We start from the raw sequence: 14642 nt of genomic DNA on the forward strand, positions 1-14642 counted from the left end.
AGAAGGTTGCATCATTCCACCCCGGGGGAGGGCGCCGCCGTGGACCCAGGGCGCTATCGGCTGGAGGCGGGCCAGGTGCGCCGTACCTGCCCGCCGGAGGTCTTCTCGTTCGCCACCACCGAGGAGGTCGAGCCCCTCGACCAGTTCATCGGGCAGGAACGGGCCGTGAGGGCCATGGAGTTCGGCCTGGGACTGCGCAAGGCCGGGTACAACATCTTCATCACCGGCGTCGTGGGCTCCGGGCGGAGCACCTACGCCCAGAAGCTGGCCCGGGGCCGCGCGTCCCAGGAGCCCACCCCTTCCGACTGGTGCTACGTCCACAACTTCCACCAGCCCGACGAGCCCTGGGCCCTGGAGCTGCCTCCCGGCCAGGGCCCCCTCTTCCGGGACCGGATGCAGCGGCTGGTGCGCGAGGTTCAGGCCGAGGTCCCCCGCACCTTCAGCGGGGTCGCCTACGACCGGCAGAAGGACGCCATCCTGGAGGAGGTCCAGGATGCCACCCAGGAGCGGGTCCGCCGGCTGGAGGCGGAGGCCCGGGCCCAGGGCTTCGCCATCCGCCGCACGCCCGCGGGTTACGTCACCCTCCCGCTGGACGCCTCGGGAGAGCCCCTGGACCAGGAGGCGTACGAGCGACTGCCCGCCGAGGCGAAGCGCGGCTACGAGCAGCGGAACAAGCTGGTCCAGGCGCAGATGCAGCAGGTGATCCGAGAGGTCCGCCGCCTCGAGCGGGAGGCCCGCGAGCGGGTCGCGCTGCTCGATCGCCAGGTGGGGCTTCTCATTGTGCAACCCCTGGTGGAGGAGCTGAAGGAGGCCTACGCCGGCCTTCCCAAGATGCTTCGCTACCTGGACGCGGTGCAGGAGGACCTCATCGCCCACCTGGACCTGTTCGTGGACGGAGACGGAACCTCCGGCTCGACGGGCGACGGGCAGGCCCGTCAGGCCTCGCCCTCCCTGAACCGCTACGAGGTGAACCTGCTGGTGACCCATCCGGAGGAGCGGGGCGCCCCCGTGGTGGTGGAATCGAACCCCACCCAGCCCAACCTCACCGGGAAGCTGGAGTACGAGGGCCGCATGGGCTCCTTCGCCACCGACTTCCGCATGATCAAGGCCGGGGCGCTCCACCGGGCCAACGGCGGGTACCTCATCGCCCAGGCCGAGGACCTCCTGCGGGCGCCCCACGCGTGGGAGGCGCTGAAACGCGCCCTCCGCACGGGCGAGGTGCGGGTGGAGGAGCCGGGCGAGCCCTTCCGGATGGTCGCCACCCGCAGCCTCCAGCCGGAGCCGGTCCCCCTGCGGGTGAAGGTGATCCTCATCGGGCTGCCCCTCACCTACCACCTGCTGGCCCAGCAGGACCAGGAGTTCCGCAAGCTCTTCAAGATCCGGGCCGACTTCGACGTCTCCATGCCCTTGACCGACGGGAACCTGCAGAAGTACGCGGCCTTCGTCAGCTCCTACTGCCGGGCCCAGGGGCTCCGGCACCTGGAGCGGGAAGCCGTCTGCCGGGTGGTGGAGCAAAGCTGCCGGCTGGTGGGCGACCAGACCCGGCTCTCCACCCGCTTCAACGAGGTTACCGAGATCCTCACCGAGGCCGACGCCTGGGCCGCCGCGGACGGCGATCCCCTGGTTCGGGCCCGGCATGTGGAGCGGGCCGTGGCCGAGAAGGTCTACCGGTCCAACCGGGTGGAGGAGCGCCTGCGCGACGTGATCCTGGAAGGCACGCTACGCATCGAGCTGGCGGGCCGGGTGATCGGCCAGGTGAACGGCATCGCCGTCCACGACCTGGGCGAGCACCGGTTCGGCCGTCCGACCCGTATCAGCTGCCGGGTCTGGATGGGTGAGGAGGGCGTGCTGGACATCGAGCGCGAGGCGAAGCTCTCGGGGCGGAGCCACAGCAAGGGCGTTCTCATCCTCTCGGGCTTCGTGGGAGGACGCTACGCCCGGCGGTTCCCCTTCGCCCTCTCGGCCAGGCTCGCTTTCGAGCAGAGCTACGAGGAGGTGGACGGCGACAGCGCCTCCAGCGCCGAAACCTACGCCCTGCTTTCGGCCTTGTCGGGGCTTCCTCTCCGGCAGGACCTGGCCGTCACCGGCTCCGTCGACCAGCACGGGCGGATCCAGCCTGTCGGGGGCGTCACCGAAAAGGTGGAGGGCTTCTACGACCTCTGCCTCGCGGCCGGCCTCACCGGCGAGCAGGGGGTGATCCTGCCCCTGCGAAACGTGCAGCACCTCACGCTCCGGCCCGACGTGGCCGGCGCGGTTCAGGCGGGGCGCTTCCACCTGTACGCCATCGACCACGTGGATCAGGGGCTCGAGCTGCTCACAGGGGTGCCTGCCGGTGAGCGGGACGGGACCGGGCGGTTCCCCGAAGGTTCTGTAAATGCCCGGGTGGAGGAGCGCCTGGAAGCCCACGCCCGTACAATGCTCCAGACAGGCCGTCCAGCCAGCCGCAGGTAAAGTTCCAGCGGGCACCTCCGATGCGTATATCTACCAGACCAGGGATCATCCTACCAACGGAGCGGCGGCGACGGTGCCGGTCAGCCCGGCAGACTGGCACAATTTGGACGCCTCAGGCAGGAGGATTGCTGCCGGTGGCGGCGAATCAACCGAAAAAGGACCCATAGGATTTCACGAGTAAGATTCGGAATCTGTCGAGCTGCCACAGGGTCCAATTCCTTCCAGCCAAGATCGCAGCACACATCCTGCCCTGAACGTCACGCAACCGGCCGGGGTCCCCTCGGGGCCGCGGCCTCGTGCACCCACCGGTCGTTTCGGCGTCCTGCAGCGTCCATGAGCAGTTGACCGGGCGTTACTCTCCCAGATCGGCACAACCGAGCTCCTCGAGACCGGGACCCTACATGAGGGAGGGTGAAACTCCTTGGATCTTGCGAAGCGTTTGGAGGAGTACCGCCAGCAGGAACACCACCTCTCCTGGGAAGGCACCTTCGCCGAGTACTTCGAGAGGGTCACCCGAGACCCGAAGCTGGCGCGCCACGCGCATGCCCGCATCTACGATATGATCGTCTCCCACGGTGTGGAAGAGGTGGGCGAGCACCGGCGGTACCGTTTCTTCGAGCAGGAGCTCTACGGGCTCGAGCGGCCCCTGGAGCGCCTGGTGGAGGAGTACTTCCACGCCGCCGCCCGGCGGCTGGATGTGCGCAAGCGCATCCTGTTGCTGATGGGGCCTGTCTCCGGCGGCAAGTCCACCATCGTCAATCTACTCAAGCGCGGCCTGACCCAGTACACCCGCGATGGGGACGGAGCGGTGTACGCGATCAAGGGCTGCCCCATGCACGAGGATCCGCTCCACCTGATCCCGCCCGACCTGCGCCCCGAGGTGGAGCGGGACTTCGCCATCAAGATCGAGGGCTCCCTCTGCCCCTCGTGCCAGCTGATGGTCAAGGAGCGGTACAACGACCAGATCGAGGAGGTCCCTGTCCACCGGATCGTCTTCTCCGAGGAGAGCCGGGTGGGCATCGGAACCTTCCAGCCCTCGGACCCCAAGAGCCAGGACATCGCCGACCTGACGGGCAGCATCGACTTCGCCACCATCACCGAGTACGGGTCCGAGTCCGACCCGCGCGCCTACCGCTTCGACGGCGAGCTGAACATCGCGAACCGGGGGATCATGGAGTTCCAGGAGATGCTCAAGGCTGACGAGAAGTTCCTCTGGAACCTGCTCTCCCTCTCCCAGGAGGGGAACTTCAAGGCTGGCCGCTTCGCCCTCATCTCGGCCGACGAGTGCATCATCGCCCACACCAACGAGGAAGAGTACCGGGCCTTCATCGCCAACAAGAAGAACGAGGCGCTCCACTCCCGGATCATCGTCATGCCCATCCCCTACAACCTGCGGGTCTCCGACGAGGTGCGGATCTACGAGAAGCTCGTCCGCCAGTCGGACCTGCGAGACGTGCACATGGCACCCCACGCGCTGAGGGTGGCGGCCATCTTCTCGGTGCTCTCCCGTCTCAAGCCGTCGAAGAAACAGGGGATGGACCTGGTCAAGAAGATGAAGCTCTACGACGGCGAGGAGGTCGAAGGGTTCAAGCCCAAGGACGTGGAGGAGCTCCGGAACGAGTTCCCCAACGAGGGCATGGACGGCGTCGACCCCCGTTATGTGATCAACCGCATCTCCAGCGCCTTCGTGGTGCGCGACCGCCGGTGCATCGGCCCCCTCGACGTGCTCCGCGCCCTGAAGGAAGGCCTGGACCAGCACCCCTCCATCACCGACGACCAGAAGGACCGGCTCCTCGGCTTCGTGGCCGTCGCCCGCCAGGAGTATGACGAGCTGGCCAAGAAGGAGGTCCAGAAGGCCTTCGTCTATTCCTTCGAGGAGTCCGCCCGCACCCTCTTCGAGAACTACCTGGACAACGTCGAGGCGTACTGCAACTGGCAAAAGGTGAAGGACCCCATCACCGGCGAGGAGATGGAGCCGGACGAGAAGCTCATGCACTCCATCGAGGAGCAGATCGGGGTCTCGGAGAACGCCAAGAAGAGCTTCCGGGAAGAGATCCTGATCCGCATGTCCAGCTACGCCCGCCGGAGCAAGCGCTTCGACTACACCTCCCACGAGCGGCTGCGCGAGGCGATCGAGCGGAAGCTCTTCGCCGACCTGAAGGACGTCATCAAGATCACCACGTCCACCAAGACTCCCGACCCCGAGCAGCTCAAGAAGATCAACGAGGTCATGGCACGGCTCATGGACGAGCACGGCTACTGCGACGTCTGCGCCAACGAGCTCCTGCGCTACGCAGGAAGCCTGCTGAACCGCTAGCGGGACCGGACACCCGCGCCGGCGCCCACGCGGCGTCGTGCCGGGGCTTGGAGACGCCGTCGTCCGAGCTAGGGCGTCGCGTCGAGGAGGGATCTCCGTGCATCCCCGCTCCTTCCTGGTCTCAAGAGACGACTGGTCGCTCCATCGCCAGGGCGAGATGGACCAGAAGCGGCACCAGGAGAAGGTACGCGAGGCCATCCGCGAGAACCTGGCCGATTTGGTGAGCGAGGAGAGCATCATCATGTCCGACGGGCGGAAGGTGGTCAAGGTACCCATCCGCTCGCTGGAGGAGTACAAGTTCCGCTTCGATCCCCACCAGGGCGAGCACGCTGGTTCGGGCCAGGGAGGCACCGAGGTGGGCAAGGTGCTCGGCCCCGCCCGCCCGGCCAAGGGCGCGCAGGCGCCGGGCCAGGGCCCCGGGGCGGGAGACCAGCCCGGCTTCGACTACTACGAGGCCGAGGTGACGGTCGACGAGCTGGCGGAGCTCATCTTCCAGGACCTGGGGCTCCCCAACCTGAAACAGAAGCGCCGGGCTGACATCGAGTCCACCTACCCCGAGTTCACCGACGTGCGCAAGCAGGGTCTCCAGGCCAACGTCGACAAGCGTCGCACGCTCCTGGAGGCGTTGCGGCGGGCGGCCCGGGAGGGTCACCGCGGGCTCCAGGGCATCCGGCGGGAGGACCTGCGCTTCAAGACCTGGGAGGAGCGGGTGCGCACCACCACCTCCGCGGTGGTGATGGCCATGATGGACACCTCGGGCTCCATGGGCACCTTCGAGAAGTACATCGCCCGCAGCTTCTACTTCTGGATGGTGCGCTTCCTCCGTACCCGCTACCACCAGGTGCAGATCGTCTTCATCGCCCACGACACCCGTGCCCGGGAGGTCTCCGAGGAGGAGTTCTTCTCCAAGGGCGAGTCGGGCGGCACCAAGTGCTCCTCCGCCTACGAGAAGGCGCTGGAGATCGTCGAGGAGCGCTTCCCGCCCGAGGACTACAACATCTATCCCTTCCACTTCTCCGACGGAGACAACTTCCCATCCGACAACGTCCGCTGCGTGAAGCTGATGAGCGAGCTCATCGAGCGCTCGAGCGCCGTGGGCTACGGCGAGATCACCAGCGGCCGCTACTACCGTGAGAGCACGCTCATGTCCGCCTTCGAGCGGCTGGAGGATCCCCGCTTCACCTGCGTGCAGATCCGCTCCAAGGATGAGGTCTATCCGGCCCTCAAGCGCTTCTTCCGCCGCTCGGAAGAGGTCCCGCACCCCGGGGGGTTGGCAGGATGACGCCCGCCGAGATCGGGACCTTCGAGCAGCAGCTGGAGCGGATCGAACGCCAGGCCCGGGCCATGGGGCTGGACTTCTTTCCGGTTCGCTTCGAGCTGGTCCCGGCCGAGGTGATGTACACCTTCGGCGCGTACGGCATGCCCCACCGGTTCACCCATTGGAGCTTCGGCAAGGCGTACCAGCGGATGAAGACCCAGTACGACTACAACCTCAGCCGCATCTACGAGCTGGTCATCAACTCCGATCCTGCGTACGCCTTCCTGCTCGAGGGCAACTCCCTGCTCCAGAACCTGGTGGTCGCGGCCCACGTCCTCGCGCACGTGGACTTCTTCAAGAACAACCGCCGCTTCCAGCATACCTCGCGCACCATGGTGGAGAGCATGGCCGTGGACGCGGAGCGCATGCGGGCGTACGAGTTCACCTACGGGCGTGAGGCGGTGGAGGCGATCCTGGATGCCGCCCTGGCCATCCAGGACCAGGTGGATCCCTATGGGAACCCATGGCGGGGCCCCGAGTGGCGCGATCCGAAGCCCAAAGTCCGGAAGGCTCCAGGCGAGCACGACGGCGGGGCGGGGAGCCGGCAGGGCGGCGATCCCTACTCGGACCTCTGGGCGTTGGACCGGTACCTCCCCGGAGGCGACCCGCGCCCCGAGGGGAACCGGACCGGGGCTGGAGGGACGGCGGCCGGGAAGGAGGCGGGGCGGGCTGCGCCGGGGGGGCCCCCGCACCGGACCTTCCCCGAACGGCCGGTGAAGGACCTGGTGCGCTTCGTGGCCGAGGAATCACGGGTCCTGGAGCCCTGGCAGAGGGACGTGCTCTTCATGGTCCGGCAGGAGATGCTCTACTTCTGGCCCCAGATGGAGACCAAGATCATGAACGAAGGATGGGCCTCCTTCTTCCACGTGCGGCTCATGCGTTCGCTGGATCTGAGCGAAGCCGACGCCGTGGAGTTCGCGCGGATGCACGCGGGGGTGGTGCAGCCTTCGCCCTACAGCATCAACCCGTACCTGATGGGGCTGAAGCTCTTCGAATCCATCGAGCGTCGCTGGAACGAGCCGACCCTTGAGGAGCGCGAGCGCTTCGGCCGCCGCGGGGGCGAGGGCCGCTCCAAGATCTTCGAGGTCCGGGAGACCGAGACGGATGTCTCCTTCCTCCGAAACTACCTCACCCGGGAGCTGGTGGAGGAGTTGGATCTCTACCTCTACGCCCAGGTGGACGGGCGGTGGCAGGTGGTCGAAAAGGACTGGGAGAAGGTTCGGGATCACCTGGTGGCCCAGCTCACCCACTGCGGGGTCCCCTACATCGTGGTGGAGGACGGCGACTACCAGGGCCGCGGCGAGCTCCTCCTCCAGCACCGGCACGAGGGCCTCGACCTGGACGCCCGCTACGCGCAGAAGACCCTGGAGCACGTGTACCGGCTCTGGGGCAAGCCTGTCCACCTGGCCACCCGCGAGAACGGCAAGGACCGCCTTCACTCGTTCGACGGGCAGGAGAGCACCGTCCGCTGATCCTGGCCATACTACCCCGGGAGGGGTCGTCCGTGCGCCAGGATCCAGACCGTCACACGCTCCTTGCCTACTTCCCGTCGCGGGCCCAGGCCGAGCGTGCCAAGCGGGCCCTGGAGGGCGAGGGCTTCCAGGAGCTTCAGATCGACCGGGTGAGCCGCTACGGCACCGAGAGCGCGTCCATCCTCACCAATCCCCTCACCGGCAACTTCACGAGCCTGGCCAACCTCACTCTGGGGAGCCAGGACGCGGGCGAGGACGAAGGCGTCCTGATGGCCGCGGACCCCGCCGCGAGCGGCCTGGCCGAGAACGTGGGGGTCCGGGAGAAGGGGTATCTGCTCACCATCGTCACCGGCCAGGAACGGGTGGAGCGCGCCAGGGTCATCGCCGAGCGGGAGGGCGGTGAGGTGTAGCCCAGGCGCGTCCTTCCCCTTCCCGCCTCGCCACCCTCAGGGCGCGCCGCGCCCCGCCGGAGCTCCCTCGAGGGCCCGATCCAGGATCTCGGCCACGTGGAGCACCTCGATCCCAGGTTGCCCCTCCACCCCGGAGACGCGTCCCTCGGCGAGGCGACGCGCGCCCAGCAGAAGCTGGAGGTGGCAAGGGGTGTTGGCCACCGCCAGGATGGTGGCGCCTGTCTCGGCCACGTCGGCCATCTTCGCGTCCAGCACCCGGCGGCTCATCGCGGGCTGGGTCAACGCGTACGTGCCCCCGGCGCCGCAGCAGCGCCCCGCGTCGGGAAGTTCCACGTACCGTAGCCCCGGCACCGACTGGAGCAGACGCCTCGGGGGGGCCACCACCTTCTGGACGTTCCGCAGGTGGCACGAGTCCTGGTAGGTCACCACGGCCTCCACGGGCTTCATGGGAGGCAAGGGCAACCCGTCCAGGAGCTCGGTGAAGTCCCGGCAGCGGGCTGCGAAGGCGCGGGCCCGCGGCTCCCACACCGGGTCGCCCTCGAACCAGGATGGGTACTCCTTCAGGGCCGCCCCGCAGCCACCTGCAACGCTGACGATCACCTCCCCGTCCACGGCCTCGAAGGCGGCGATGGTCCGCCGGGCCTGCTGGAGGGCCAGCTCCCGCTCGCCTGCATGGACGTGGACCGCCCCGCAGCACCCCTGGCCCCGGGGGAAGGTCACCTGGCAGCCTGCGGCCTCCAGGACCCGCACGGCGGCCTCGTTGACGTGGCGGAAGGCCATCTCCTGAACGCACCCCTGGAAGAAGGCGACCCGCGTCGCTGGATGGGCGGCGGTACGGGTCCGGTTCACGGCTCTCCGCTCCCGCGTCCGGGGCAGGACGGCCTCCATCTCCGCCGCGGCAGGAGCAAGGCGGCGCAGCAAGCCGGTGGACCGCACCAAGCGGTCGAGCCCAAGGGACCGGTAGAGCCTCAGGAGCCAGGCTCCCAGGCGAATCCCGCCGGGGGTACCCAGGATGCGCCCGAGGGCGACGGCCCGGATGGCGCGCTCAAGCAGGCCGCGCCGCCGCCGGGGTTCCAGCTCCGCCCGGGTTTCTTCCAGGATCCACCCGTAGCGGACGCCCGCCGGGCAGGCGGCCTCGCAGGCCCGGCAGCCGATGCAGAGGTCCAGCGGGGGAAGGATCGCTCCCACGTCCAGTCCACCCTCGGCCGCGGAGCGCACCAGGTGGATGCGTCCCCGGGGGCTCTGCGTCTCCAGCGACGTGAGGCGGTACGTGGGGCAGGCCGCCAGGCAGAAGCCACAGCGCATGCACTGGATCGTTTCGTCCAGCGGGAGCCGCACCGGACCGTCGACGGACAGGTCGAGGAGGCCCGTGCTCATCCCTGCCTCACCACCAGACGCCGGGGGGTCGACCGGGGGAAGATCTTCCCCGGGTTGAGGAGGTGCCGGGGATCCAGGGCGTCCTTGATGGCCGTCATGACCGCCACCCCCGCCGGCCCCAGCTTCCACTCCAGGTACTCCCGCTTGGAAAGACCCACGCCGTGCTCGCCGGTGATGGTGCCCCCCAGCTCGATGGCAGCTCGGAAGATCTCCTCGAAGGCGGCCTCCACCCGCTCCGCCTCCTCCTCGTCGCGCTCGTCGGTGAGACAGGTGGGGTGGAGGTTCCCGTCGCCGGCATGACCGAAGGTACAGATGGTGAGCCTGTGGCGGGCCGCGGCCCCCTGGATGGCCCGGAGCATCTCCACCAGGCGGGACCGGGGAACGGTGGCGTCCTCCAGGATGGTGGTGGGGCGCATGCGGGCCAGGGCCGAGAGCGCGGCGCGGCGGGCGGCCATGAGACGGTCGCCCTCTTCGGGCGTGCGACCCACCTCGACCCGGACTGCGCCCTCCTCCCGGCAGATGGCCGCCGCAGCCGCGACGTCCCGAGCGACCTGCTCCTCGGGCCCGTCCTGGGCCAGGAGGAGGAGCGCCTCGGCATCAGTGGGAAGGCCCACGTGGGCGAAGGCTTCCACGGCTTCGATGGTCCCCCGGTCGAGGAACTCCAGGGTGGCCGGGATGATCCTCCCTGCGATGATCCGCTCCACGCTGCGGGCCGCCTGCTCCAGGTCGTGGTAGACGGCCAGGGCCACCTGGCGGTGCGCCGGGAGCGGCAGGAGCCGGACGGTGATGCGGGTGACGATCCCCAGGGTCCCCTCCGAACCGACCAGGAGCTGGGTGAGGTCGTAGCCGGCCACGTCCTTGACGTTCTTGCCCCCCGTGACGATCCGGTCCCCATCGGGCAGGACGGCTTCCAGGCCGATCACGTAGTCGCCCGTCACGCCGTACTTCAGGCCCCTGAGGCCACCCGCGTTCTCGGCCACGTTGCCCCCCAGGGTGGAGACGGCGACGCTGCCGGGATCAGGGGGGTAGAAGAGTCCCTCCGCTTCCACCCGGCGGTGGAGCTCGGCAGTGATCACCCCTGGCTCCACGGTGGCCGTGAGGTTCTCGCGATCCAGTTCGAGGAAGCGATTCATGCGGTTGAGGGAGAGGACGATCCCTCCCTCTGCGGGAACCGTTCCGCCGGAGAGGTTGGTCGCCTGCCCCCTGGGTACGACAGGAACCCCCCTCTCCGCGGCCAGGCGCACCACGGCCTGGACCTCCCCGGTGCTGGCCGGTAGCACCACCACGTCGGGCAGGGCCCGGTGGCGGGGCGAGGCGTCGTAGGCGTAGACCGTCCGGTCCACCTCCGCGTCCAGCACCCACTGGGATCCCACCGCGTCCCTGAGAGCCTCGACGAGCTGCGTATCCTTCAACCTCCACTCCCCCTCGCTGGAGCGGTGCACGAGAACCCTTGCCGATGAGGCCCACCACCGCCGCCGCGGCCACCACGTTGTGCACCGTGATCATGTTCCCCGCGGTACCGCCGACCGCCTGCACGAGCCACGGGTTGCATCCTGGATCCAGGTTTGCGTATAATGGGGATGCACAACCTGCCTCGAGACCAACTGAATCGCTGAGTCGCGCCCCGCCGGGGCGCGAGCGGGGGACCCACCTCTTGGGGTGAATCTCCGGGCGAGCCCGGAGAGGGGCGACTCTTGCCGTCCCAACCCGTCAGCTAACCCCGTAAGCGTTGCAAGGGAGTTCAGGTCGCGCCGCTCGAGCTTGGAGCATGCGCCGCCGGAACCGGCGGCGTCCTTTCTAGGCGGAACCTACGGAATGCCCTTGCGGATGGTCTACCGGGGCCAACCCACCACGTGAGGAGGTCTTTCCATGCCTCACCGGGAGTCGTTGCGCGTGGCGGTGCTGGGCGCGGGCCATGGCGGCCAGGCGCTGGCAGGGTGGATGGCCCTTGCCGGGCACCGGGTGCGCCTCTTCAATCGATCGGCCGAGCCGCTCCTCCCGCTGCGGTCCGGCCTGACCCTGCGCGGTGCTGCCACGGGCCGCGTTCGTCTGGACGCCGTCACGACCCACCTTGACGAGGCCCTGGAGGGGGCTGAGCTGGTGATGATGGTCACGCCTGCCACCGCCCACCGCCCCCTCGCGTATCGGATGCTCCCCTACCTGCGGCCGGGCCAGGTCGTCCTCCTGCACCCCGGTCGCACGGGCGGCGCGCTGGAGGTGGCCCGCATCCTGGCCGCCGCCGGCCTGCCCAACGTGGTCGCAGAGGCCGAGACCTTCCTTTTCGCCAGCCGGGTGGAGGGGCCCGGTGAGGCCCGCATCCACCAGGTCAAGCGCCGGGTCCGGGTCGCGGCGTTGCCCGCCCACCGCACGGGTGGGACGGTTCGGCTCCTGCAGCGGATCCACCCCGCCTTCGCGCCGGCCCGGAACGTGCTGGAGACCAGCCTGCAGAACATCGGCGCGATCTTCCACCCGGCCCCCATCCTCCTCAACCTGGGGCGCGTCCAGGCGGGGATCCCGTTCGACCATTACCACGAGGGGATCACCCCCGGGGTGGCCGCCGTGATGGAGCGGGCCGACCAGGAGCGGACGGCCCTGGCCGCGCGCCTGGGGGTGGAGGTACTCTCGGCGCGTGCCTGGCTGGAGCAGGCATACGGGGCCACCGGGCGGGACCTCTACGAGGCGATCCAGGCCAACCGCTCGTACCGCGGCCTGAAGGCCCCCCGCACGCACCAGCACCGGTACCTGACCGAGGACATCCCCACGGGGCTGGTGCCCATGGTCTCCCTGGGGCAGAGCCTGGGCATGGAGATGCCCATCATGGACTCCCTCGTGCGTCTGGGCGAGGCGCTCCATCACGTGAACTACACCGCGGAAGGACGCAGCGCCCGTAGCCTGGGCCTCGTCGGCATGAGCCCGGAGGGCATCAGGGCCGTGGTGGAGCTCGGTTTCGCGGCGGCGGACTCCTTCGCCCGGGTGGACTCCAACCCGTTCTACGACAAGGCCGGCGTCTGAAGGGGTGTCTGGCGGCGTGCCCCGGCGGGCGCGCCCCCGGCACGGGGCGGGCACCGCGCATAGGGTGCCTTCCTGTGTCGCATGGTAAGGCATAGCTCGCCGCCAGGGCCGCCGCCACCATGATCGCTTGGCTCCGCCGCATGGCTATCGGTGCACTGCTCCTCCTCGCGCTGGTCGGGGTGCTGCTGGTGGTTCGCAGCTACCGCCTGGTGGCAGAGCTCAAGCCGGGCGCGCCCCCGCCGACCGCCGTCCTCCTGGACCGCGAGGGGCGCTTCTACGCCTACGCTGGACGGGGCGCGACCCGGTACGCTTCTCTGGCGGAGATCCCCGCCACCCTGCGAAACGGCCTGGTGGCTGCGGAGGACAAGCGTTTCTACCAGCACCCGGGCATCGATCCCCTGGCCATCCTGCGGGCCCTCTGGATCGACCTGCGGGCCGGCCGGGTCGTTCAGGGTGCCAGTACTCTCACCCAGCAGCTTGCCAAGAGGCTCTTTCTCACCCCCCAGCGCACCGTGTGGCGCAAGGCTCAGGAGGTCGTCCTGGCCCTCATGCTGGAGCAGCGCTTCTCCAAGGAGACCATCCTGGAGCTCTACCTCAACCGCGTGGACTTCGGCGAGGGGGCCGCGGGGGTGGACGCGGCCGCCCGCACCTACTTCGGGGTCGCGCCGTCCGAGCTGACCGTCGGTCAGAGCGCCCTCCTGGCCGGCGTGGTCAGGGGGCCGGCCCTCTACTCGCCTTTCCGCCACCCCGAGGCGGCCCGGGAGCGGCAGGACTACGTGTTGGAGCGGATGGTCGAGGACGGGTACCTGTCCGCGCCCGAGGCGTCGGCTGCGCGAGAAGCGCCCCTCAAGCTCGCGAGCCTTCCGACCGGGGGCGAACGCTACTTCGTCGACTGGGTCCGTGCCGAGTTGGTGCGGCGCCTGGGCACCAACCTGGTGCAGCAGGGCGGCCTCACCGTACGCACCACCGTGGACCCCCAGGTTCAGCAGGCCATGGAAGGGGTCTTGGGCAGCTCTCAGGGCGCGGTGGTGGCCCTCGATCCCCGGACGGGCGCCGTGCTGGGAATGGTGGGCGGACGGAGCTACCGGGAGAGCCAGTGGAACCGGGCGGTGCTGGCTCTCCGCCAGCCCGGGTCGGCCTTCAAGCCCTTCGTCTATGCCGCCGCCCTCGAGCAGGGGTGGCAGCCCAACTGGCTGGTGGACGACCGCCCGCACGTCTTTGGCGGGTACCGGCCTGCGAACTACAAGGACGAGTACTGGGGCGCCGTCACCCTCAAGCACGCTCTGGTGGAGTCGCTGAACAACGGATCGGTTTGGTTGCTGGACCAGCTGGGCGTCGATGCGGGGATGGAGATGGCCCGCCGGCTGGGGATCACCCACCTGGAGCCCGCAGACCGCCACCTGGGGCTGGTGCTGGGCGCCCTGGCGCAGGGCGTCTCGCCCCTGGAGCTGGCTGCCGCCTATGCACCGTTCGCCAACGGCGGGTACCGCGTGGAACCCTTCGGAATCCTCCGGGCGGAGGACGCCCGGGGCCGCGTCTGGATCGAAACGGAGCCGGACCCCCGGCGGGTCCTCAGCCCGCAGGTTGCATCGCTGATGACCGACATGATGGAGGGGGTGGTGCGTGAAGGAACCGGGACCGCTGCCCAGCCAGGCCGCCCGGCGGCCGGAAAGACGGGGACGACAGACCACCTGATCAACGCCTGGTTCGCCGGGTACACTCCGGACCTGCTGGCGGTGGTCTATGTGGGGAACGACGATCGCACCCCCGTGGGTGGGGGCGGGGGTACCCTGGCAGCCCCGATCTGGGGCCGGTTCGTCAGCCGGGCCCTTGCGAACCGGCCGCCGGTGCCGTTCACCGTTCCCGACGGCGTCGTGGCCGACGTGCCCCTGGACATCTTCACAGGCTTGCGGGCCGGCGATCTCTGCAGCCGCAGGGAGGCCCACAGCCTCCTGCAGGGGTGGGTGCCGCGGCGGTATGCGCCCTGCAGCTGGGGCGCGGCGCAGGGTACCGGCCTGCCCGCCTCGCGGGCCGCCTTCGAGGCGGGGGAGGTCACCGTGGCCTCGGAACCCGGCCCCCCCGACTCGGGGTGGCGCTTCCCGCTGCTCCTTCCCAGTCCTCTGCCGCTGGACGAGGAACGCCGTCCCTCCCCTGCGCCCTTCGATCTTGCGCCGGAAGACGGGTTCCTCAGGCGCCTCTTCCCCCTCCCTGCCCGTGAGCCCGACGGTGTATAATGGTGCCGGTGCCCGCACCTGCGCGTTCTTCCAGCCAGCTCCAGGGAGGGG

At 69.3% G+C, this 14642-nt stretch carries 9 protein-coding genes and 1 riboswitch; of the genes, 7 read left to right on the forward strand and 2 right to left on the reverse strand.

Features of this window, described 5'->3' with window-relative positions; translation table 11 throughout:
- Window positions 1-39: 39 nt before the first annotated feature.
- From LIP_RS15240 to LIP_RS15260, 5 genes are all read left to right on the forward strand, one after another.
- Window positions 40-2451, forward strand: coding sequence for a Lon protease family protein (locus LIP_RS15240; RefSeq protein ID WP_068140296.1), 2412 nt, complete (start codon window positions 40-42; stop codon window positions 2449-2451).
- Window positions 2452-2872: 421 nt separating this feature from the next.
- Window positions 2873-4768 (forward strand): PrkA family serine protein kinase, encoded by a 1896-nt coding sequence (locus LIP_RS15245; RefSeq protein ID WP_068140299.1) that lies wholly within the window; start codon window positions 2873-2875, stop codon window positions 4766-4768.
- Window positions 4769-4865: 97 nt separating this feature from the next.
- Window positions 4866-6050, forward strand: coding sequence for a sporulation protein YhbH (gene yhbH / locus LIP_RS15250; protein ID WP_082726427.1), 1185 nt, complete (start codon window positions 4866-4868; stop codon window positions 6048-6050).
- Complete coding sequence (locus LIP_RS15255; RefSeq protein ID WP_068140303.1) at window positions 6047-7558, forward strand: SpoVR family protein; 1512 nt, start codon at window positions 6047-6049, stop codon at window positions 7556-7558. The genes yhbH and LIP_RS15255 overlap by 4 nt, the downstream gene beginning before the upstream one ends.
- 32 nt (window positions 7559-7590) lie before the next feature.
- The gene (locus tag LIP_RS15260; RefSeq protein WP_068140306.1) at window positions 7591-7968 is read left to right on the forward strand and encodes a hypothetical protein; all 378 of its coding nucleotides are present in this window, start codon (window positions 7591-7593) and stop codon (window positions 7966-7968) included.
- Between the two features lie 36 nt (window positions 7969-8004).
- Here LIP_RS15260 and LIP_RS15265 read toward each other — a convergent pair whose 3' ends face one another.
- Both LIP_RS15265 and LIP_RS15270 read right to left on the reverse strand, forming a co-directional pair.
- Window positions 8005-9345: a (Fe-S)-binding protein gene (locus tag LIP_RS15265; protein ID WP_068140309.1), complete on the reverse strand. Its 1341-nt coding sequence runs from the start codon at window positions 9343-9345 to the stop codon at window positions 8005-8007.
- On the reverse strand, window positions 9342-10757 hold the full coding sequence (locus LIP_RS15270; RefSeq protein ID WP_068140311.1) for an FAD-binding oxidoreductase: 1416 nt from the start codon (window positions 10755-10757) through the stop codon (window positions 9342-9344). The genes LIP_RS15265 and LIP_RS15270 overlap by 4 nt, the downstream gene beginning before the upstream one ends.
- 188 nt (window positions 10758-10945) lie before the next feature.
- Window positions 10946-11089, forward strand: a riboswitch (cyclic di-AMP (ydaO/yuaA leader).
- A 125-nt stretch (window positions 11090-11214) separates the two neighbouring features.
- Between LIP_RS15270 and LIP_RS15275 the strand changes: the two genes are divergently transcribed.
- Together LIP_RS15275 and LIP_RS15280 are read left to right on the forward strand one after the other, a co-directional pair.
- A complete protein-coding gene (locus LIP_RS15275) occupies window positions 11215-12357 on the forward strand; it encodes an NAD/NADP-dependent octopine/nopaline dehydrogenase family protein (protein WP_082726428.1) in 1143 nt (380 codons plus the stop codon).
- 119 nt (window positions 12358-12476) lie between these two features.
- Complete coding sequence (locus LIP_RS15280) at window positions 12477-14591, forward strand: transglycosylase domain-containing protein (RefSeq protein WP_068140313.1); 2115 nt, start codon at window positions 12477-12479, stop codon at window positions 14589-14591.
- Window positions 14592-14642 lie beyond the last annotated feature (51 nt).

It is taken from the genome of Limnochorda pilosa, from assembly GCF_001544015.1.
Classification (GTDB): Bacteria; Bacillota; Limnochordia; order Limnochordales; family Limnochordaceae; genus Limnochorda; species Limnochorda pilosa.

Excerpts from the sequence above, each read along its gene's own strand:
- LIP_RS15255 (WP_068140303.1), top strand. The coding sequence starts at position 6,047 with ATGACGCCCGCCGAGATCGGGACCTTCGAGCAGCAGCTGGAGCGGATC.
- LIP_RS15265 (WP_068140309.1), bottom strand. The coding sequence starts at position 9,345 with ATGAGCACGGGCCTCCTCGACCTGTCCGTCGACGGTCCGGTGCGGCTC.
- LIP_RS15275 (WP_082726428.1), top strand. The coding sequence starts at position 11,215 with ATGCCTCACCGGGAGTCGTTGCGCGTGGCGGTGCTGGGCGCGGGCCAT.
- LIP_RS15280 (WP_068140313.1), top strand. The coding sequence starts at position 12,477 with ATGATCGCTTGGCTCCGCCGCATGGCTATCGGTGCACTGCTCCTCCTC.